The organism is Spirilliplanes yamanashiensis (genome assembly GCF_016863475.1).
GTDB classification, from domain to species: domain Bacteria; phylum Actinomycetota; class Actinomycetes; order Mycobacteriales; family Micromonosporaceae; genus Spirilliplanes; species Spirilliplanes yamanashiensis.
Genome location: NZ_BOOY01000037.1, coordinates 24,517 through 42,940, shown reverse-complemented (window position 1 = coordinate 42,940; position 18,424 = coordinate 24,517). Strand labels below are relative to the sequence as shown.

General features: G+C 74.8%; 16 protein-coding genes and 1 pseudogene. 7 read left to right on the top strand and 10 right to left on the bottom strand.

Annotation, left to right across the window (positions count from 1 at the left end):
• Positions 1–66: 66 nt before the first annotated feature.
• The 5 genes from rpmA to Sya03_RS26775 form a co-directional block, all read right to left on the bottom strand.
• Positions 67–324 carry a 50S ribosomal protein L27 gene (gene rpmA / locus Sya03_RS26795; RefSeq protein WP_203941202.1) on the bottom strand — a complete coding sequence of 86 codons (258 nt, stop codon included), beginning with the start codon at positions 322–324 and terminating at the stop codon, positions 67–69.
• 8 nt (positions 325–332) lie between these two features.
• Positions 333–647, bottom strand: coding sequence for a 50S ribosomal protein L21 (gene rplU / locus Sya03_RS26790; protein ID WP_203941201.1), 315 nt, complete (start codon positions 645–647; stop codon positions 333–335).
• Positions 648–819: 172 nt separating this feature from the next.
• A complete protein-coding gene (locus tag Sya03_RS26785; protein ID WP_203941200.1) occupies positions 820–1,350 on the bottom strand; it encodes a hypothetical protein in 531 nt (176 codons plus the stop codon).
• Positions 1,351–1,488: 138 nt separating this feature from the next.
• The gene (locus Sya03_RS26780) at positions 1,489–4,716 is read right to left on the bottom strand and encodes an Rne/Rng family ribonuclease (RefSeq protein ID WP_203941199.1); all 3,228 of its coding nucleotides are present in this window, start codon (positions 4,714–4,716) and stop codon (positions 1,489–1,491) included.
• Between the two features lie 134 nt (positions 4,717–4,850).
• On the bottom strand, positions 4,851–5,660 hold the full coding sequence (locus Sya03_RS26775) for a TIGR03936 family radical SAM-associated protein (RefSeq protein ID WP_203941198.1): 810 nt from the start codon (positions 5,658–5,660) through the stop codon (positions 4,851–4,853).
• 107 nt (positions 5,661–5,767) lie between these two features.
• On the opposite strand from Sya03_RS26775, the gene Sya03_RS26770 reads away from it, so the two are divergent.
• The 3 genes and pseudogenes from Sya03_RS26770 to Sya03_RS31355 form a co-directional block, all read left to right on the top strand.
• Positions 5,768–6,835, top strand: coding sequence for a glucose-1-phosphate thymidylyltransferase (locus Sya03_RS26770; RefSeq protein WP_203941197.1), 1,068 nt, complete (start codon positions 5,768–5,770; stop codon positions 6,833–6,835).
• Entirely contained in the window at positions 6,832–7,812 is a 981-nt protein-coding gene (gene rfbB / locus Sya03_RS26765) for a dTDP-glucose 4,6-dehydratase (RefSeq protein ID WP_203941196.1), read from the top strand. The genes Sya03_RS26770 and rfbB overlap by 4 nt, the downstream gene beginning before the upstream one ends.
• 1 nt (position 7,813) lies before the next feature.
• Positions 7,814–8,401 (top strand): annotated as a pseudogene (locus Sya03_RS31355) (methyltransferase domain-containing protein); the annotation flags it as partial.
• 146 nt (positions 8,402–8,547) lie between these two features.
• Here Sya03_RS31355 and Sya03_RS31350 read toward each other — a convergent pair.
• Positions 8,548–9,096 (bottom strand): GtrA family protein, encoded by a 549-nt coding sequence (locus tag Sya03_RS31350; RefSeq protein WP_239107880.1) that lies wholly within the window; start codon positions 9,094–9,096, stop codon positions 8,548–8,550.
• A 94-nt stretch (positions 9,097–9,190) separates the two neighbouring features.
• On the opposite strand from Sya03_RS31350, the gene Sya03_RS26755 reads away from it, so the two are divergent.
• Complete coding sequence (locus Sya03_RS26755; RefSeq protein ID WP_203941194.1) at positions 9,191–10,177, top strand: glycosyltransferase family 2 protein; 987 nt, start codon at positions 9,191–9,193, stop codon at positions 10,175–10,177.
• Positions 10,178–10,190: 13 nt separating this feature from the next.
• Positions 10,191–10,550: a VOC family protein gene (locus Sya03_RS26750; RefSeq protein ID WP_203941193.1), complete on the top strand. Its 360-nt coding sequence runs from the start codon at positions 10,191–10,193 to the stop codon at positions 10,548–10,550.
• Here the strand turns inward: Sya03_RS26750 and Sya03_RS26745 are convergent.
• Together Sya03_RS26745 and Sya03_RS26740 are read right to left on the bottom strand one after the other, a co-directional pair.
• Positions 10,535–12,907 carry a hypothetical protein gene (locus Sya03_RS26745; RefSeq protein ID WP_203941192.1) on the bottom strand — a complete coding sequence of 791 codons (2,373 nt, stop codon included), beginning with the start codon at positions 12,905–12,907 and terminating at the stop codon, positions 10,535–10,537. The genes Sya03_RS26750 and Sya03_RS26745 overlap by 16 nt on opposite strands.
• Before the next feature lie 52 nt (positions 12,908–12,959).
• Positions 12,960–13,463: a GNAT family N-acetyltransferase gene (locus Sya03_RS26740; protein ID WP_203941191.1), complete on the bottom strand. Its 504-nt coding sequence runs from the start codon at positions 13,461–13,463 to the stop codon at positions 12,960–12,962.
• 106 nt (positions 13,464–13,569) lie between these two features.
• Between Sya03_RS26740 and Sya03_RS26735 the strand changes: the two genes are divergently transcribed.
• Both Sya03_RS26735 and Sya03_RS26730 read left to right on the top strand, forming a co-directional pair.
• The gene (locus Sya03_RS26735) at positions 13,570–14,565 is read left to right on the top strand and encodes a beta-ketoacyl-ACP synthase III (protein WP_203941190.1); all 996 of its coding nucleotides are present in this window, start codon (positions 13,570–13,572) and stop codon (positions 14,563–14,565) included.
• Positions 14,566–14,588: 23 nt separating this feature from the next.
• Entirely contained in the window at positions 14,589–14,828 is a 240-nt protein-coding gene (locus tag Sya03_RS26730; protein ID WP_203941189.1) for an acyl carrier protein, read from the top strand.
• Between the two features lie 50 nt (positions 14,829–14,878).
• Here the strand turns inward: Sya03_RS26730 and Sya03_RS26725 are convergent, their stop codons facing one another.
• Positions 14,879–17,245, bottom strand: coding sequence for a hypothetical protein (locus Sya03_RS26725; RefSeq protein ID WP_203941188.1), 2,367 nt, complete (start codon positions 17,243–17,245; stop codon positions 14,879–14,881).
• Positions 17,242–18,396 (bottom strand): dTDP-4-amino-4,6-dideoxygalactose transaminase, encoded by a 1,155-nt coding sequence (gene rffA / locus Sya03_RS26720; protein ID WP_239107879.1) that lies wholly within the window; start codon positions 18,394–18,396, stop codon positions 17,242–17,244. Before rffA ends, Sya03_RS26725 begins: the two co-directional genes overlap by 4 nt.
• Between the last annotated feature and the right edge of the window lie 28 nt (positions 18,397–18,424).

The window sequence follows — 18,424 nt, the reverse complement described above, 5'->3', positions numbered from 1 at the left end:
TCTCCTGACAAAAGAAGCGGGCCGCGGAACCCCTGACGAGGTCCGCGGCCCGCTGAAAACGCTGGGTTACTGTGCCGCCGGCACGATGCTGACGGTCTTGCGACCGCGGCGGGTGCCGAACAGGACCGCGCCGGGGGCGAGGGCGAACAGGGTGTCGTCCTTGCCGCGGCCGACGAGCTCGCCCGGGTGGAACTTGGTGCCGCGCTGGCGGATCAGGATCTCGCCGGCGTTGACCGTCTGGCCGCCGAAGCGCTTGACGCCCAGCCGCTGAGCTGCGGAGTCACGACCGTTGCGCGAGCTGGACGCGCCCTTTTTGTGAGCCATGGCTGGACCTACTTCCCGCTGGAGATGCCGGTGACCTTGACGCGGGTCAGCGGCTGCCGGTGACCCTGACGCTTGTGGTAGCCGGTCTTGTTCTTGAACTTGTGGATCCGGATCTTCGGGCCCTTGGTGTGCTCGGCGATCTCGCCGGACACCGCCACGCTGGCAAGCTTGGCCGCATCGGTCACCAGGTCGTCACCGTCGACGAGGAGAACCGCAGCGAGCGTCACCGCGTCGCCCGGGTTACCCACGATCTTCTCGACCTCGATCACGTCGCCCTCGGCGACCTTGTACTGCTTGCCGCCGGTCTTGACGATCGCGTACATGAGACGCGGACTCCCTGAGACTTGGGCAGCGCTCAACGCTGCTGGCGGATGGTGCTGGCCGCCGGCGTCACCCGGATGAGGAGCACGGCGGCGTGGCGTTCCTAAAGAACACCGTCGACAAGCGTACGCCATGCCCGGCCGGGACCCAAACCGGCCCCGGCCGGGCCTCGCGTCACTTGCCCGCGCAGGCCTTCTCGACGTCGTTGCCGATGGCCGTGAGCTGCGATTCCTTGATCTTGTGCAGGTCGCCCTCGCTCAGCTTCTGCACCTTGTCGCCCTGGGTGCCCAGGGCCTTCTTCAGCGCGGCGTCGTCGGTGAGGTTGCCGAGGTCGCGCAGCGCGAACGCCCAGCCCTCCAGGCCGCGCTGGACGCGCTCCTCGACCCGCTGGGCCTCCGGCTTGCCCTTGCTGTCGGCCAGCAGGCCGGACTCGCGGGCGAACGAGGCCGCGGCGACGCCGCTGACCTTGTTGGCCTGGCCGCAGATGGCGCCGGTGTTCGACGCCAGGGCGGCGTCGCCCGCGTTGACGGGCTTGCCGCTCTTGTCGGTGGTGGACGGCGCGGGGGCGGGCGCGGCTGCGCTGGTGGGGGCCGCGGCGTTGGTGGGCGCCGGCGCGGCGTCGGGGGTGGCGGCCGGGTCCGTCGAACAGCCGGCGCCGAGCAGGAGGACGGCGCCGCTCGCGGCGGCGACCAGAAGGCGTCGCATGGGGGTGTGCTCCTCGGAGGGTGGGGGGGCGGTGCGGCTCCGAAGGGTAACCGAATCGCCCGGCCACGATCATCCGGCCCGCGTCCCGTTTCAGAAACAGAGAACGGGCAGCTCAGAGAGCTGCCCGTTCCCGTGACTTCAGGGCCTGGTTCGCCGACGGGCCCCGCCGCGGCGCGACCGGCGGCGGCTTCCGGTGCCCGCGCCGACCGGCTCGTCGCCCTCGTCGTCGTCCTCGTCGGCCGCGTCCGGGTCGTCGGCGCCCGCGAGCGGGCCGCTGCTCTCGTAGCGCGACAGGTCGTACTCGCTGATGTCGTACGGGTCCTCCGCGGGCTGCGCGAGCGCCGCGGCGGGCGCCGGGGCCACCCCGATGACCCCCGACCCGGCGACCGGCGTGGCGGGCGTGGCCGGCGCGGGTTCCGCCGGGGCGTCCACCGCCTCGGCGACCGTCTCCGGCCCGGCCTGCGCGGCCGGCTGGGAGACCGGCTGCGCGACCGGCTGGAAGGCCGGCTCGGCGATCGGCTCGGCGATCGGCTCCAGGGCCGGCACCACGGTCGGCTCGGCGGCCGCGGCCAGCTCGTCGGCCTGCGCCTCGGCGGCGGCCGCCGCTCCCCCGCGCCGGCCGCGACGCCGCGACGGCGCCGGCTCGGTGGTGCGGCCGTTGGACTGCGCGGCCGACGCGACGGCCTTGACCTTCTCGGCCGCGCCGCCACCGCCGTTGCCGCCGCCCGTGCCGCCGGTGCGCTTCTCCGGGACCGGCTCGGTGTGCATGATCAGGCCGCGGCCCTTGCAGTGCTCGCAGGTCTCGCTGAACGCCTCCAGCAGGCCCGCGCCGATGCGCTTGCGCGTCATCTGCACCAGGCCGAGCGAGGTGATCTCGGTGACCTGGTGCTTCGTGCGGTCCCGGCCGAGGCACTCGGTGAGCCGGCGCAGCACCAGGTCGCGGTTGCTCTCCAGCACCATGTCGATGAAGTCGATGACGACGATGCCGCCGATGTCGCGCAGCCGCAGCTGGCGCACCGTCTCCTCGGCCGCCTCCAGGTTGTTGCGGGTGACCGTCTCCTCGAGGTTGCCGCCCGCGCCGGTGTACTTGCCGGTGTTGACGTCGACCACCGTCATGGCCTCGGTGCGGTCGATGACCAGGTGACCGCCGGACGGCAGGAACACCTTGCGGTCGAGGCCCTTGAGGATCTGCTCGTCGACGCGGTGCTCGACGAACACGTCGGCGGCGCCGGTGTGCCGGCGCAGCCGCTCGACCAGGTCGGGCGACACGGACTCGAGGTAGTCCTCGACCTCCTTGTACGCCTGCTCGCCCTCGATGATCAGCTCGCGGAAGTCCTCGTTGAACAGGTCGCGGACGACCCGGACGACGAGGTCGGGCTCCTCGGACAGCATGGTCGGGGCGTTGCCGTCGACCGCGCGGGCCTGGATGGCCTCCCACTGCGACTGCAGGCGCTTGACGTCGCGGGCCAGCTCGTCCTCGCTGGCGCCCTCGGCGGCGGTGCGCACGATGACGCCCGCGCCGTCCGGCACCAGCTTCTTCAGCACGTCGCGCAGGCGCTTGCGCTCGGTGTCGGGCAGCTTGCGGCTGATCCCGGACGCGTTGCCGTGCGGCACGTAGACCAGGTGCCGGCCGGACAGCGCGATGTGGCTGGTCAGGCGCGCGCCCTTGTGCCCGATCGGGTCCTTGGTGACCTGGACCATGACCGAGTCGCCGGACTTCAGGGCCTGCTCGATGGAGCGGGCGCGGCCCTCCAGGCCGGTGGCGTCCCAGTTGACCTCGCCGGCGTAGAGCACGGCGTTGCGGCCGCGGCCCACGTCGACGAACGCGGCCTCCATGCTCGGCAGGACGTTCTGCACCTTGCCCAGGTAGACGTTGCCGACCATCGTGCCGGAGGTGGCGCGGGCGACGTAGTGCTCGACGAGCACCCCGTCCTCCAGCACCGCGATCTGGGTGCGATCGGGCTTCTGGCGCACGACCATGACCCGGTCGACGGCCTCGCGGCGGGCGAGGAACTCGCTCTCGCTCAGGATCGGCGGGCGGGTGCGGCGCTGCTCGCGGCCGTCCCGGCGGCGCTGGCGCTTGGCCTCGAGCCGGGTCGAGCCGGAGACGCCCTGCACTTCGTCGGAGGACGAGCGGTCGCGGCTGCGCGGCTCGCGGATCTTGACGACGGTGTGCACGCCGTCGTCCGCGCCGGTGTCGGCGTCGCCCGCGCCCTTGCGGCGGCGGCGCCGCCGGCGGCGGGTGACGCCGTCGGACTCGCCGCCGTCGTCCTCGGCCTCGTCGTCGTCCTCCGCCTCGGCCTCGGCCACGGCGGGCTGCTCGGCGTCGTCGTCGTCCGCGGGGCCCTTGCCGCGCCCGCGGCCACGGCGGCCGCGACGGCGCCGGCGGCGGCCGTTCTCGTCGAGCTCGTCGTCGTCGGCGCCGTCGTCGACGTCGTCGGCGGTCTCGTCGGGCTCCTCCAGGTCGTCCGCGTCGGCGACCGGGGCGGCCTCGACGGGCTCGGCGGCCTCGCCGCGGCCACGGCCGCGGCGCCGGCGGCGGCCGGTCTCGGCGGGCTCGCCCTCGGCGGCGTCCAGGGCGGGCACGGCGTCGACGACGGGCTCCGTCACGGGCTCGGCGGCGACGGCGGGCTCGGCGGCCTTGCGCCGGGTGCGGCGGACCGGGGCGGTGATCTCCTCCGGGTCCGGCGCCATGAACAGCACCGGGGCGGCCACGGCGGCCCGGCGGCGGCCACGCGCGGGGGCCTCCGGCTCGGGCTCGCGCTCGGCGGGCAGGGCGGGCTCGTCGGCCGGCTCGGACAGCTCGGTGACGACGGTCTCGACGGCGGGCGCCGCGGGCTGCGCCGCCGCGGGCCCCGGGGCGGCCGGCAGGCCGGGGGCCACCTCGCCCTCGGGCAGGCCGGGGGCCTCGGCCGCGGCGGCCGGCACGGCCTTCTTGCGGCGGGACCGGGTGGCCTTGACGGGGGCGACGGCGGGCGCGTCGGCGGCCGGCAGGTCGGCGGGCACGCCGGCCGCGGGCTCGGCCGTGGGCTCGGCCGTGGGCTCGGCGGGTGCCGGGGCGGCCGCGGCGGGGGCGGCGGCCTTGCGCCGGGTCCGCCGCGCGGGGGCGGCGGGTGCGTCGGCGGCGGGCGCCTCGGCGGCGGGGACGGCCGCGGCCGCCTCGCGCACCTCGTCGGTGTCCGACGCCTCGATCGCGGCGCCGGGCTCGGCGGTGGAGCCGAGCTCGGCCGGCGGCGGCGCGGCCGCCTTGCGGCGGGGCGCCCGCTTGCGCGGCGGGGCGGCGCTGGTCGTGGTGCTGTCGGTGGCGGTCTCAGCGGCCGGAGTCTCTCCGGTGCGCTCGCCGCCCGCGGGCTCGTTGTCGAGCATGGGCGCTCTCCAGTTCTGGCGGCCCCGGGCGCGTTGGAACGCTGCCACGCAGGGTCACCGCAAGGTGTTCCGGGATCCGTCCGCCAGCGGACGGGTCGCCGAAGTCTGCCAATGCGGACGCCGACCGGGACCGGTCAGCGACCTCCGATGGAGGCGTCCTGGCGATCCGCGTCCAACGGATCGACGATCTGGCCGTCCGCAGTGAGCGCGCCCTGGGCCAGGCGGGTCGCACGAGGCGGCACCGGCGGCTCCAGGCCAGCCACCACGCGGAGGCCGGACAGAACGTCATCGGGTCGCACTGCGGGCGTGACCTGCCGTACGACAAGGTCGAGTATCGCACACGGCGCGTCGTCCGCCCCGGAAGGAGCGAGGTTCGCCTCCGCGACGGCGATCCGGGCCACCGCCGCCCGGGCGTCGAACGAGCGCCGGCCCTGCTTGGTCATGCGCTCGACCAGCACTTCCGCCGATGCGGTGAACGCCTCGACGGCGGCCTGCGCGGTCGGCGCGCCGACGCCCGGCAGTTCGATGCGCCAGACCGAGGAGTCGATGCGGTCGGCGAGGCTGCCGTGACCGGCGGCGATCACCGCGTCGAGCACGTCGAGGCCGGGCGACAGGGCGGCGTCGAGGGCCACCCGCAGGTCGGCCGGGTCGACCTCGGCCTGCAGCCCGATCTCCAGGTACTCCGCCTCGCTGGCGACGCCGGTGGGCGCCGCGCTGGCGTACGAGATCTTGGGGTGCGGGGTGAAGCCCTGGGAGAAGGCGATGGGGACGCCGGCGCGGCGCAGGGCCCGCTCGAACGCGCGCGCGAAGTCGCGGTGCGAGGTGAACCGCAGCGGGCCGCGCTTGGCGTACCGGATGCGGATGCGCTGGACGACCGGGGCCTGGCCGCCGACCGGTTGGTTCCTGGCGATCGTGGCGCTCCTTCGTGAGGTGTCGGCTCTCATCATCCCCCGCCGACCCCACGGCTGAGCGAACGGGCCGGTCGTTGAGCCTCCGGGCGGCGTGCGAATGCCGCAAACTACCTGTACCTGCTCAACAAAGGAAAAGCGGCATGAAAGCACTCGTGCTGGCCGGTGGCCGGGGGACGCGACTGCGACCCCTGACCAACACCTCGGCCAAGCAGCTGTTCCCGGTCGCCAACAAGCCGGTCCTGTTCTACGGCCTGGAGGCCATCCGCGACGCGGGCATCACCGAGGTCGGGATCATCGTGGGCGACACGGGCGCCGAGGTGCGCCGCGTCGTGGGCGACGGCGCCGAGTTCGGCCTGCGCATCACCTACATCCAGCAGGAGGCGCCGCTCGGCCTGGCCCACTGCGTGCTGATCGCCCGCGACTTCCTCGGCGACGACGACTTCGTCATGTACCTGGGCGACAACTTCCTCATCGGCGGCATCCAGGAGCTGGTGGCCGCGTTCGAGCAGGGCCACTACGACGCGCAGATCCTGCTCACCCCGGTGGACGACCCGCGCTCGTACGGCGTCGCCCAGCTCGGCCGCAGCGGCGAGATCGTCGGCCTGGAGGAGAAGCCGGAGGTGCCGGAGAGCGACCTGGCCATCGTCGGCGTCTACATGTTCACCCCGGCCGTGCACGACGCGGTGCGGGCGATCAGCCCGTCGGCCCGCGGCGAGCTGGAGATCACCGACGCCGTGCAGTGGCTCATCGACTCCGGCCACCACGTGCACTCGCACCTGATCACCGGGTACTGGAAGGACACCGGGCGGGTCGAGGACATGCTGGAGTGCAACCGGATCGTCCTGGAGTCGATCGAGACGCAGGTGCACGGCACGGTCGACGACCGCACCCAGATCACCGGCCGGGTCGTCATCGAGGCCGGCGCCGTGGTCGAGGCGTCGGTGCTGCGCGGCCCGATCGTCGTCGGCGCCGACACCAAGATCGTCGGGTCGTACCTGGGGCCGTTCACGTCGATCGGCGGCGGCTGCACCGTCGAGGACGCCGAGATCGAGTACTCGATCGTCATGAACGCGTCCACGGTGCGCGGCGTCTCCCGCATCGAGGCGTCGCTGATCGGCAAGGGCGTCGAGGTCACCCCCGCGCCCAGCACGCCCCGCACCCACCAGCTGGTCATCGGTGACCACAGCACGGTCCGGCTGCGCTCGTGAGGGTCCTGGTCACCGGCGGCGCCGGGTTCATCGGTTCCCAGTTCGTGCGCGACCTGCTCGGCGGCGACTGCCCCGGCTTCGAGGACGCGCGCGTCACCGTGCTGGACAAGCTCACGTACGCCGGCAACCTCGCCAACCTGGCGGGCGTGGCGCAGCACCCGCGGTACGCGTTCGTGCACGGCGACATCGCCGACGGCGCGCTGCTCGCCGACCTGCTGCCCGGGTTCGACGTGGTGGTCAACTTCGCCGCCGAGACCCACGTGGACCGCTCGATCAGCGACTCGTCGGCGTTCCTGCGCAGCAACGTGCTCGGCGTGCACCAGCTGCTGGAGGCGTCGCGCGCCGCGGGCGTGACGACGTTCCTGCAGGTCTCCACCGACGAGGTGTACGGCTCGATCGACCGCGGCTCGTGGCCGGAGACGGACCCGCTGCTGCCGAACTCGCCGTACGCGGCGGCCAAGGCGGGCGCCGACCTGCTGTGCCGCTCGTACCACCGGACGTACGGCATGGACGTGCGGATCACCCGCTGCTCCAACAACTACGGGCCGTACCAGTACCCCGAGAAGCTCATCCCGCTGTTCGTGACGAACCTGCTCGACGGGCTGCCGGTGCCGCTGTACGGCGACGGCCTGAACGTGCGCGACTGGCTGCACGTGGCCGACCACTGCCGGGGCATCCGGCTGGTGCTGGCCAAGGGCGAGCCGGGCGAGGTCTACAACATCGGCGGCGGCACGGAGCTGACCAACGAGGAGCTGACCGGCCGGCTGCTGGACGCGTGCGGGGCGGACTGGTCGATGGTCCGCCGCGTCGCCGACCGGCCGGGCCACGACCGCCGCTACTCGGTGAAGATCAGCAAGCTGGCTGAGCTGGGCTACGCGCCGGCCGTCGACTTCGCGGCCGGGCTGGCCGAGACGGTGCGGTGGTACCGCGAGAACGAGTCCTGGTGGCGCCCGCTCAAGGGCGGGAGGGGAGCCTGAGATGTCCGTGACGATTCCCGCGCCGCCGGCGAACCCGCTGGAGCGGGTGCTGGCGTGCCCGCGGTGCCGCGGCGAGCTGGACGCCGACCTGCGCTGCACGGCGTGCGGCGCGGCCGGGCACCGGCAGGGGCGGCGGCTGCACTTCGGCGGCTTCGGCGAGGCGGAGCTGCGCTCCGACCCGCTGAACCGGCTCAAGGAGACGGCCAAGCAGCGCCTGGGCAAGCTGTACCCTGCGGCCATCTCGGCGCTCGCGCCGGTACTGACGCGCGACTTCGTGCGGCCGTTCCTGCGCAGCTTCGACCTGGACGCGCAGCTGGTGGTCGACCTGGGCTGCGGCACGAACCGCTACGACCCGCGGGTGGCCTGCGTGGACGGCGGCTCGTACGCCAACGTGGACCTGGTCACCGACCTGCGGGCGCTGCCGCTGCGCGACGGCGCGGTGGACGGCGTGGTGAGCGTGGCCGTGCTGGAGCACGTGCCGGACCCGGCGGCGCACGTGCGCGAGATGCACCGGGTGCTCGCCCCGGGTGGCCGGGTGCTCTGCTTCGTGCCGTTCATGCAGCCGTTCCACGCCTCGCCGCACGACTACCAGCGCTACACGAACGCGGGCCTGGCCACACTGTTCGGCGACTTCGCGGCGGTGGACGTGCGGGTCGGCGCGGGCCCGACGTCGGGCCTGCTGTGGGTGCTGCAGGAGTGGCTGGCGCTGGCGCTGTCGTTCGGCAGCCGGCGGCTCTACCGGGCGCTGGTGCCGCTGATGTGGGTGCTGTCGCCGCTCAAGATCGTGGACGTGCTGCTCGCCCGGCACCCGGAGGCCGGCGTGCTGGCCAGCGGGTTCGTGGTGGAGGCCCGCAAGGGCGCCTGAGTGGACGGGCCTTCCGGGGCGCCCCGGAAGGCCCACACCCGGCTGAGCTGGTAGTTGATCAGGGGCGAGACGACCAGCACGATCGCCTGCGCGAGCAGCACGTGCAGGTGCAGGGCCTCGACCAGCAGCGGCAGGCCGACGAGCGTGAACAGCAGGCTGCCGACGGCGAGCACGTAGAACTTGAGGAACCCGGCCAGCCAGGGCCCGGTCGCCCGGAAGACGAGGCGCCGGTAGAGCTGGTAGATGGGCGGGGCCGTCACGAGGTTGGCCAGCACGGCGATGAGCAGGTACGGCAGCCGGTGCGCGGTGAGCGCCCAGCCGGCCGCGAAGGCGGCGTAGTAGAGCACGGCCGCGATCCCGCCGGCGCACAGGTACCGGACGCGCCGGTCGGCCACCAAGCGGACAAATATCGCACTCATGGCGCGAGGGTACATTACAGAGATAGCACGGAAATCGTTGGCAAAGGTGTACCAGGATGAAAACCGGTTCACCGCCTCACCGAGGAGTTGCCACGTGTACGTCTCCGTCGTCGTCCCCTGTTACCGGTCCTCGGCGACGCTGCCCGCGCTGGTCGCGCGCCTCGAGGACGTGCTGAGCACCGCGGTGGCCGGCTACGAGGTCGTGCTCGTGGTGGACGGCGGCGACCGGGCCACCTGGACCACCGCGCTGGAGCTGCAGCGCAGCCACCCGCACGTCGGGGCGGTGCGGCTCAGCCGCAACTACGGCCAGCACAACGCCCTGGTCGCCGGCGTGCGCGCCGCCCGGCACGACGTCACGGTCACGATGGACGACGACCTGCAGCACCCGCCGGAGGAGATCCCCGCGCTGCTGGCGGCCCTCACCGAGGACGTCGACCTGGTCTACGGCGTGGCCGCCGAGGAGGAGCACGGCGCCGGCCGCAGCTTCAGCTCGCGGCTGGCCAAGGCCGCGATGGAGCGCGTGATGGCCGTCCGGGACGCCCGGCAGCTCAGCGCCTTCCGCGCGTTCCGCACCTTCCTGCGCGACGGCTTCACCACCCTCAACGGCCCGCACGCCTGCCTCGACGTCGCGCTGTCGTGGGGCACCACCCACATCACCGCGGTCACCGTGCGGATGGACGAGCGCGCCGAGGGCGAGTCGGGCTACACGTTCCGCAAGCTGGTCCAGCACACCGTCAACATGGTGCTCGGCTACTCGACCGCCCCGCTGCGGCTGGTCACCTACCTCGGGGCCGCCGTCGGGCTGCTCGGGTTCGCCCTGCTCGCCCGGGTGCTGTTCCTCTACTTCAGCGGGCAGACCACCGTCGCCGGGTTCACCACCGTGGCGTCGCTGGTCAGCCTGTTCGCGTCCGCCCAGATGATCGCGATCGGCACGCTGGGCGAGTACCTGGGTCGCGTGCACACCAACGGCCAGGGCCGCCCGACGTACGTGATCCGCGCCGCCGCCGACCCGCGCCCCGCGGCCACCGTCCCCGCCCCCGCCGGCCCGGCCCGCGACTACGCCGGGAGCACCGCCGGCTGACTAGGCTGACCGCATGGCTCTCGACCTGTTCGCGGGGATCTGCGTCAGCGACCTGCCGGCCGCGCGGGACTGGTACGAGCGGTTCCTCGGCGGCCCGCCCGCGTTCCTGCCCAACGACACCGAGGCGGTGTGGGAGCTCGCCGAGCACCGCTACGTCTACATCGAGCTGAAGCCTCCGCACGCCGGCCACGGCCTGCAGACCCTGTTCGTGGACGACCTCGACGAGCGCGTCGCCGCCGTCGCCGGGCGGGGCATCGAGCCGGTGCTGCGCGAGACGTACGACAACGGCGTCCGCAAGGTCACCTACCGCGACCCGGACGGCAACGAGATCGGCCTCGGCGGCGGGCCCGCCGAGGATCAGCGCAGCTCGTAGATCGCGCAGTCGCCGAAGCGGACGCGCAGGCGCGCGTACCGGCCCACCGCCGGCGACAGCTTCGGATCGGACTCGTCGACGAACAGCCAGCGCACGCCGTAGACCTCGCGCAGCCGGCCGGCGGCCGCCGCGCTCGGGGTGTGGAAGACCGCGTCGTTGTGGTTGAGGCGCACCGGGTCCCAGAAGGCGGTGTGCACCGGGGGCTCGCCCGTCACGCCGTACATCTCGTTGGCCTTGGCCGTGAACCCCCAGCCCTCGACGAGGAACCGGCGCTCGGCGAACGCCGTGAACCAGAAGTGCAGGCTGTCGCAGGTGGGCTGGCGGCAGTGCCCGTTGGTGGCGACCAGGTCGGCCGGGCGCGAGTGGTCGCGCAGCCAACGGCCGGCCTTGCGGGCGCCGCGGGGCATGTCCGAGCGCATCAGCTCGACCGGACGGAAGCCGTCGGCGGCGGCCACCCGCACGTCGCGGGCGACGGCGTCGACGGCGGCCGGGGCGCTGGTGGCCAGGGCGCACACGGCGAGCAGGGCGAGGCCGAGGCGGCGCACCGTGCGGTAGCGGCGGCCGGCCAGCCACAGGAACAGCGCCGCGGCGGCGAGGCCGACCAGCAGCGCGGCGTACGGCCCGGCCACGATCTCGACCGTGGCCTCCGGGCCGTCGAGGCCGACCTTCGGGGTGACCGGGCGGCCGGTGGCCACGATGTAGACGGCGAGCGCCGCGCCCGCGGCCGCCGCGCCGGCGAACAGGCCGCGGGCGACGCGGCGGTCGGCGCCGGCGGACCGCACGAGCGCGGCGATGCCGCCGGCGGCGGCGAGCGACAGGTACGGGCGGGCGGCGATGAGGAACCAGGTCTGGCCGTTGCCGTAGTGCTGGAAGACGAGCACGACGCCCATCCCGGCGATGCCGGCGCCGGTGAGCAGCCCGTACGCGGGGTCGCCCCAGCGCCGGCCGCCGAGCGCGCCGAGGATGCCGGACCACACGACCACCCAGGCCAGCACGGTGAGCGCGGTGACCACGGCGAGCGCGGCGCCGGACAGCGGCAGCAGGTACAGGCCGGTCACGCGGGCGACCTCGGCGAGGTTCATGCTGCCCAGCGGGTCGAGCAGCAGCCCGTTCGGGGACGCCTTGAGCAGCACCACCTGCGAGAACACGGCGGCGGCGAGGACGACGCCGGCGGCGGCCAGGGCGGGCAGGTTGAGCCGGCGGTGGGCCGGCAGGCCGAGGACGACGACGGCGAGCAGCCCGCACAGCAGGATCGGCAGGTAGGTGGCCTTGGCGCCGGTCATGACGGCGACCAGCAGCACGACGAGCGTCCACGGCCGCCAGCCGGAGTCGCGGCGGCGCAGCAGGTCGACGAGCACCACCACGAGCGGGACGCAGACGACGGCCGCGAAGGTCTGCGTGATGCTGATCCAGGTGGCCTCGCGCAGCAGCGTCCCGTCGTCGACGGGGCCGGGGCGCGGGAACCGGTACGGGTCGAACAGCGGCCACCGGTACAGCTCGGGCGCGACGCCGAACAGGCAGATGCCGGCGGCCAGCACGCCGGTCCACCAGCCGCCGAAGATGCGCCGGGCGGCGGAGGCGACGAGCAGGGGCAGCGCGGCGAGCAGCGGCAGGAAGTAGAGCTTGAGCAGGATCGTCTCGGGCTCGATGCCGGTGACCCAGCTGGTCGCCGCGAGGTGCAGGTAGCCGTACCAGTGGTACTGCAGCGGCTCCCCCGCCACCCACGGCACCTGCGGCGGCACGTGGTGCCGGGCCTCGCCGATGAGCGCGAGGTGGAACGGCAGGTCGCCGTCGGCGAAGTTGTAGACGGCGCCGCGGGTGCGCAGGTAGGTGACGCAGCTCCAGGCGAGCAGCGCGCCGACGATGCCGGCCATCGCCCACAGCCAGCCGGCGCCGGGGCCGGTGACGCCGCGGTCGGTGCGCCAGTACCGGCGCAGCCGCGGGACGGCGAGGAACGCGAGCAGCACCACGGCGGGCGCGACGACGACGAGCCGGGGCGCGCCGGCGGCCCGGGCGACGAGGTAGGCGACGACCTCGACGGCGTAGCCGACGGCGAGGCCGGGCGCCAGGTCCTCGGCGAGCGAGCCGGACCGGCGGCGGGCGGCCCGCCACAGCAGGGTGCCGGGCACGGCGATGCCCAGCGCCACGTAGGCGCCGAACAGCGCCAGGTCGGACCGGGCGACGCCGTAGTGGTGCACGAGCGCCAGGATCGGCAGCGCGACGGCGGGCGCGGGCAGCCAGCGGTGCCAGCGCAGCCCGCGCACGGGGCTGCCGTTCTCGTCGGGGCCGGGCTGGTGCGGCACGGCGGGGGGCGGCGCCGTCGCCGGGGCGGGCGGCGGCGCGAGCGAAGCTGTCACGGCGGCAAACTACCAACAATCAGACAAATAGGGCGTGCATTCCCGGGTCCGCTCACGCCGATGCGGCACGGCGCTCCATCCAGACCACCTCGGCCGGGCGGCCGTCGATCTCCACGGTGTAGCAGCGCTCCGGCACCGGCACGAACCCGTGCCGCCGGTGCAGCTCCAGCACCGCGGCGTTGGAGGACAGCGTCCGGCCACCCAGGACGGACAGGCCCAGCTCGCCGAACGCGTACCGGATCGCCGCCCGCTCCAGCTCCACCCAGGCTCCGAACAGCGTGCCGCGATCGCGCAGGCCGTCCACGTCGAGGAAGAACCCCCACTCCGCGGTGCGGGCCACCGGGTCGTGGCCGGTGATGGTGACGACGCCCGCGGGCGTCCCGGCGTGCTCGTGGACGAGCACTCGCGCCGACGGGTCGGCCTGGACCCGCTTCCACCACAGCCGGTGCTGCTCCGGCTCGATCACGGCGGTGTGGATGAAGTGCCGGCGGACCTCGGGGTGGTTGCGCCACCGCCGGATCGCCTCGACGTCGTCCTCCGTGGCTGCCCGCAGCATCGCACTCCTCCCGGCCGCGGCGTGCGTCCGCGACGCCGTCGGGATACGCAACGAGCAACGTCACCCGCACGTCGCTCGTTGCAGGACACGAGGGGTGAGCGCTGACATGACAGCCGTACTTGCCGGCATCGGAGCCTGGCTCCCGCCGACCATCGTGACCAACGCCGAGCTGGCCGACCGGCTCGGCGTGGACGACCAGTGGATCCAGAGCCGCACCGGCATCCGGCAGCGGCACGTCGTCGACCCGGGCGTGTCCACCGCGGACCTGGCCGTCGAGGCGGGGGCGCGGGCGCTCAAGTCCGCCGGCCTGGACGCCGTCGACACCGTGCTCGTCGCCACGACCACGCCCGACCACCCGATGCCGGCCACCGCGCCGGGGGTGGCGTCCCGGCTGGGGCTGGGCGGCGTGGCCGCCTACGACCTGAACGCCGTGTGCGCGGGCTTCCTGTACGGCCTGGCCACCGGCGCCGCGCTGGTGACCGGCGGGATCGCCGGCAGCGTGCTGGTGATCGGCGCCGACGTCTACTCCAGCATCCTCGACCCGGCCGACCGCACCACCGCCCCGCTGTTCGGCGACGGCGCGGGCGCGGTCGTGCTGCGCTCGGGGGCCGCCGCCGAGCCGGGCGCGCTGACGGCGTTCGACCTGGGCAGCGACGGCGAGGGCGCCGACCTCATCACGGTGCCGGGCGGCGGGGCGCGGCAGCGCTCGGGCGGCGTCCCGGCGGACCCGGCCGGCATGTACTTCACGATGCAGGGCCGCCAGGTGTTCACCTCGGCCGTCACGCACATGGCCGACTCGTCCCGCACGGTGCTGACCCGGCTGGGCCGCACGGCCGCCGACGTCGACCGGTTCGTCGGGCACCAGGCCAACGCCCGCATCCTGCGCGCCGTCGCCGGCCAGCTGGACGTGCCGGAGGACCGGGTCGTGATGAACATCGACCGGGTCGCCAACACCTCGGCCGCCTCGATCCCGCTGGCGCTGTGCGACGCGGTCACCGACGGCACCCTGCTGCCGGGGCACTTCGTGCTGCTCGCCGCGTTCGGCGGCGGCCTGGCCTGGGGCGCGACCGCGCTGACCTGGCCCGCCGTCACGCCCGCCTGACCCGTCCACCGAAGGGAACCACCATGAACACGCACACCGCCGTCGCCGGGGTCCTGGCCACCGTCTCGGGTGTCGACGCCGACAAGCTCGGCCCCGAGGTGGCCCTGGAGAGCATCGGCCTGGACTCGCTCGCCCTGCTGGAGGTCGCGCTGGCCGTGCAGAAGGACCTCGGCGTGGCCGTGGACGACGGCGACGTGGCCGGCGCCCGCACGGTCGGCGACCTGGTCGCCCTGGTGGACGACGCCCGCGCGCGCGTCGCCTGACCGATCCGCGCGAAAGGGCCCTGCCGGTCGGCAGGGCCCTTCGTCGTTCGTCAGAGCTGGTAGACCGCGCAGCGCCCGGCGCGGAAGCGCAGCGTGGCGTGCCGGTTCAGCTCCGGCGAGACCGGTGAGGCGCCCTCGTCGACGAGCAGCCAGCGCACCCCGAACTCGCGGCGCAGCCGGTCGACGGAGGCCGCGTCCGGGGCGCGGAACACCACGTCGTTGGCGGCCAGCAGGGCCGGGTCCCAGAACGGCGCGAGGATCGGCGAGCCGCCCGCGCGGCCCGGCATGGCGTTGGCCTTCGCGGTGAAGCCCCAGCCCTCGACGAGGAACCGCCGCTCGCTGAACGCCGAGAACCAGAAGTGCAGGTTGTCGCAGGTCTTCCCGCGCCGGCAGTGGGCGTTGGTGGCGATCAGGTCGGCCGGGGACGAGTGGGCGCGCAGCCAGCGGGCGGCGCGGCGGGTGCCGGGCGGCATGGCGCTGGGCACCGGGTCCACCGCGGCGAACCCGTCGCGCGCGGCCGCGGTCAGGTTGCGCTCGGCGAAGCCCCACGCGGCGGGTAGCCCGGCGGCGGCCACCGCGACGACCAGCAGCGCGGCGGCGAGCCCGCGCAGCGCCGCGACCCGGCGGGTCAGCACCCACCCGGCCAGGCCCGCGAGCAGCAGCCCGCCGGCCAGTGCCGCGTACGGCCAGACGACGGCGACCAGGACGGCCCGGCGGCCGTCGGCGGCGACGGTCGGGGCCCGCTCCGGCCCGATCGCCGCGACCAGCAGCGCCACGCCGACGCCCACGGCGGCCGAGACGGCGGCGGCCACCCCGAACGCGCGCCGCCCCGGCGGGACCAGCGCGGCGAGCCCGGCGGCGGCGGCCAGCGCCAGGTACGGCCGGGACGCCACGATGAACCACGTCTCGCCGTGCGCGTAGTGCACGAACACCAGCACCGCGCCCAGCCCGGCCAGGCCGCAGCCGGCGAGCAGGGCGTGCGCGGGGTCGGCCCACCGGCGCCGGGCGAGCAGGGCGAGCACCCCGCCGAACGCGGCCAGCCAGCTCAGCAGCGTCGCCGCGGTGAGCACGGTCGCCCCGGCGCCGGTCAGCGGCTCCCGGTACAGCCCGGTGGCGACCGCGATGCCGTTGAACCGCACGCTCTCGACGAGGTCCGGGTACATGCCGTGCGAGCCGCGGCCGAGCAGGACCGCCTGGGCGAACGCGAAGCCGGCCACGGTCAGGCCGGCCGCGGCGAGCGCGGGCCGGTGCAGCCGCCGGTGCGCCACCGCGGTCACGGCCAGCACGAGCGCGAGGCCGCAGAGCAGGATCGGCAGGTACGTCGCCTTGGCCCCGGTCATCACGGCGACGAGCGCGGCGAGCAGCGCCCACGGCCGCCACCCGGCGAGCCGCCCACGCAGCAGTCCGGTCAGGACGATCACCAGCGGCACGAAGACCAGCGCCGCGTACGTCTGGGTCAGGCTGGCCCACAGCCCCTCGCGCAGCAGGCCGCCGTCGTCCACCGGGCCGTACCCGCGCTGCTGGTACAGCGGCGTCAGCGGCCAGGAGAACGGGTGCGGCGCGACGCCGAACAGGGTGATCGCGGCGGCGACCGGCCCGGGCCACCAGCGGCCGGTGACCCGCCGGGCGGCCACCGCCAGCGCGACCGGCAGCGCGGCGATCAGCGGCAGGTAGAACAGCCGCAGCAGCAGCGTCTCCGGTTCGATGCCGGTGACCCAGCTCGACGCGGCCAGGTGCAGGTAGCCGAACCAGTGGTAGTCCAGCGACTCCCCCGCCACCCACGGCACCTGCGGCGGCAGGTGGTGCCGGGCCTCGCCGATCAGCGCCAGGTGGAACGGCGGGTCGGGGTCGCCGAAGCCGTGCAGCGGGCCCCGGGTGCGCAGGAACGCGGCGCAGGTCAGCAGCAGCATGAACCCGGTGATGCCGGCCAGCGCCCACAGCCAGCCCGCGGGCGGGACGGCGGCGTCGCGGTCGGTGCGCCAGTACCGGCGCAGCGGCCGCACGGCGGCGAACAGCGCCACGACGGCGACGGGCGCGGCGAGCACGGCCAGCGGCACGCCGGCCGCCCGCGCGGGCAGGTAGGCCAGCACCTCGATGGCGTAGCCGACGGCCAGGCCGGGGGCCAGGTCCTCGGCCAGGGTCCGCGCGCGGCGCTGCGCGGCGCGCCACACCAGCGTGCCGGGCAGGGCGAGGCACAGCACCAGGTACGCGCCGAAGGCGGCCAGGTCGCGCCAGCCCACCCCGTAGTGGTGCACGGCCGCGACGGTGGGCACGGCGACCAGCGCGCCGGGCAGCCACCGGTGCCACCGGCGCCGGGTGCGCGCCGCGGGCACGGCGGGCGGCGACGCGGGCGGCGGCGGGGCGGAGCGCGGCGCCGGGGTGCGGGGCGCCGCGGCGGCGGTGTCGGGCGCGGTCACCGCGGGGCGTACGCCCGGACCGCGCCGACGACCTGCGCGGTCTCGGCCTCGGTCATGCCCGCGTACAGCGGCAGCCGGACGAGCCGGTCGGCGACGTCGTCGGTCACCGGGCAGCCGCCGGGGCCGGTGCGGCCGAACCGCTCGCCGGCCGGGGCGCTGTGCAGCGGCTGGTAGTGGAAGGTGGCCTGCACGCCCGCGTCGGCGAGGTGGCGCAGCATCGCCTGCCGCTCGTCCAGGCTCGGCATCAGCAGGTAGTACAGGTGGGCCGCGTGCTCGGCGCCGGCGGGCACGGTGGGCCGGGTGACGCCGCGGTCGGCGGCCCAGCCGGCCAGCTCGGCGTGGTAGGTGTCCCAGACGGCGTGCCGCTGCCGCTGGATGTCGTCGAACGCCTCCAGCTGCGCGGTCAGCGTCGCGGCGAGCAGGTCCGACGGCAGGTAGCTGGAGCCGAGGTCCATCCACCGGTACTTGTCGACCTGGCCGCGGAAGAACCGGCTGCGGTCGGTGCCCTTCTCGCGGATGATCTCGGCGCGCTCGCGCAGCCGGTCGTCGTTGAGCACCAGGGCGCCGCCCTCGCCGCACTGCACGTTCTTGGTGGCGTGGAAGCTCTGCGCGGCGAGCGCGCCCATCGAGCCGAGCGGGCGGCCCTTGTAGGTGGCGCCGAGGCCGTGCGCGTTGTCCTCGATCACCGGCACGCGGTGGTGCTTCGCCACCTTGAGGATCGCGTCCATCTCGCACGGCACCCCGGCGTAGTGGACGATGACGATCGCCTTCGTGCGCGGGGTGATGGCGGCCTCGACGGCGCGCTCGTCGATGTTGAGGGTGTCGGGCCGCACGTCGACGAAGACGGGCACGGCGCCGCGCAGCACGTACGCGTTGGCCGTCGACACGAACGTGAACGACGGCATGATGACCTCGTCGCCGGCGCGCAGGTCGAGCAGCAGGGCGGACAGTTCGAGGGCGTGCGTGCAGGATGTCGTCAGCAGCACCGACGGGGCGCCGACGAGCGCGGTGAGCAGGGTGCTGGCGCGGCGGGTGAACGGCCCGTCGCCGGAGGTCTGGCCGGACTCGACGACCTCGGTCAGGTACTGCCGCTCGCGGCCGGCCACGTACGGGCGGTTGAACGGGATCACTGGCGCGTTTCGCTGAATCACTGGCGAATGCTATCGAAACGGGCGACTT

Excerpts from the sequence above, each read along its gene's own strand:
- rpmA (WP_203941202.1), bottom strand. The coding sequence starts at position 324 with ATGGCTCACAAAAAGGGCGCGTCCAGCTCGCGCAACGGTCGTGACTCC.
- rplU (WP_203941201.1), bottom strand. The coding sequence starts at position 647 with ATGTACGCGATCGTCAAGACCGGCGGCAAGCAGTACAAGGTCGCCGAG.
- Sya03_RS26785 (WP_203941200.1), bottom strand. The coding sequence starts at position 1,350 with ATGCGACGCCTTCTGGTCGCCGCCGCGAGCGGCGCCGTCCTCCTGCTC.
- Sya03_RS26780 (WP_203941199.1), bottom strand. The coding sequence starts at position 4,716 with ATGCTCGACAACGAGCCCGCGGGCGGCGAGCGCACCGGAGAGACTCCG.
- Sya03_RS26775 (WP_203941198.1), bottom strand. The coding sequence starts at position 5,660 with ATGAGAGCCGACACCTCACGAAGGAGCGCCACGATCGCCAGGAACCAA.
- Sya03_RS26770 (WP_203941197.1), top strand. The coding sequence starts at position 5,768 with ATGAAAGCACTCGTGCTGGCCGGTGGCCGGGGGACGCGACTGCGACCC.
- Sya03_RS31350 (WP_239107880.1), bottom strand. The coding sequence starts at position 9,096 with ATGAGTGCGATATTTGTCCGCTTGGTGGCCGACCGGCGCGTCCGGTAC.
- Sya03_RS26750 (WP_203941193.1), top strand. The coding sequence starts at position 10,191 with ATGGCTCTCGACCTGTTCGCGGGGATCTGCGTCAGCGACCTGCCGGCC.
- Sya03_RS26740 (WP_203941191.1), bottom strand. The coding sequence starts at position 13,463 with ATGCTGCGGGCAGCCACGGAGGACGACGTCGAGGCGATCCGGCGGTGG.
- Sya03_RS26735 (WP_203941190.1), top strand. The coding sequence starts at position 13,570 with ATGACAGCCGTACTTGCCGGCATCGGAGCCTGGCTCCCGCCGACCATC.
- Sya03_RS26730 (WP_203941189.1), top strand. The coding sequence starts at position 14,589 with ATGAACACGCACACCGCCGTCGCCGGGGTCCTGGCCACCGTCTCGGGT.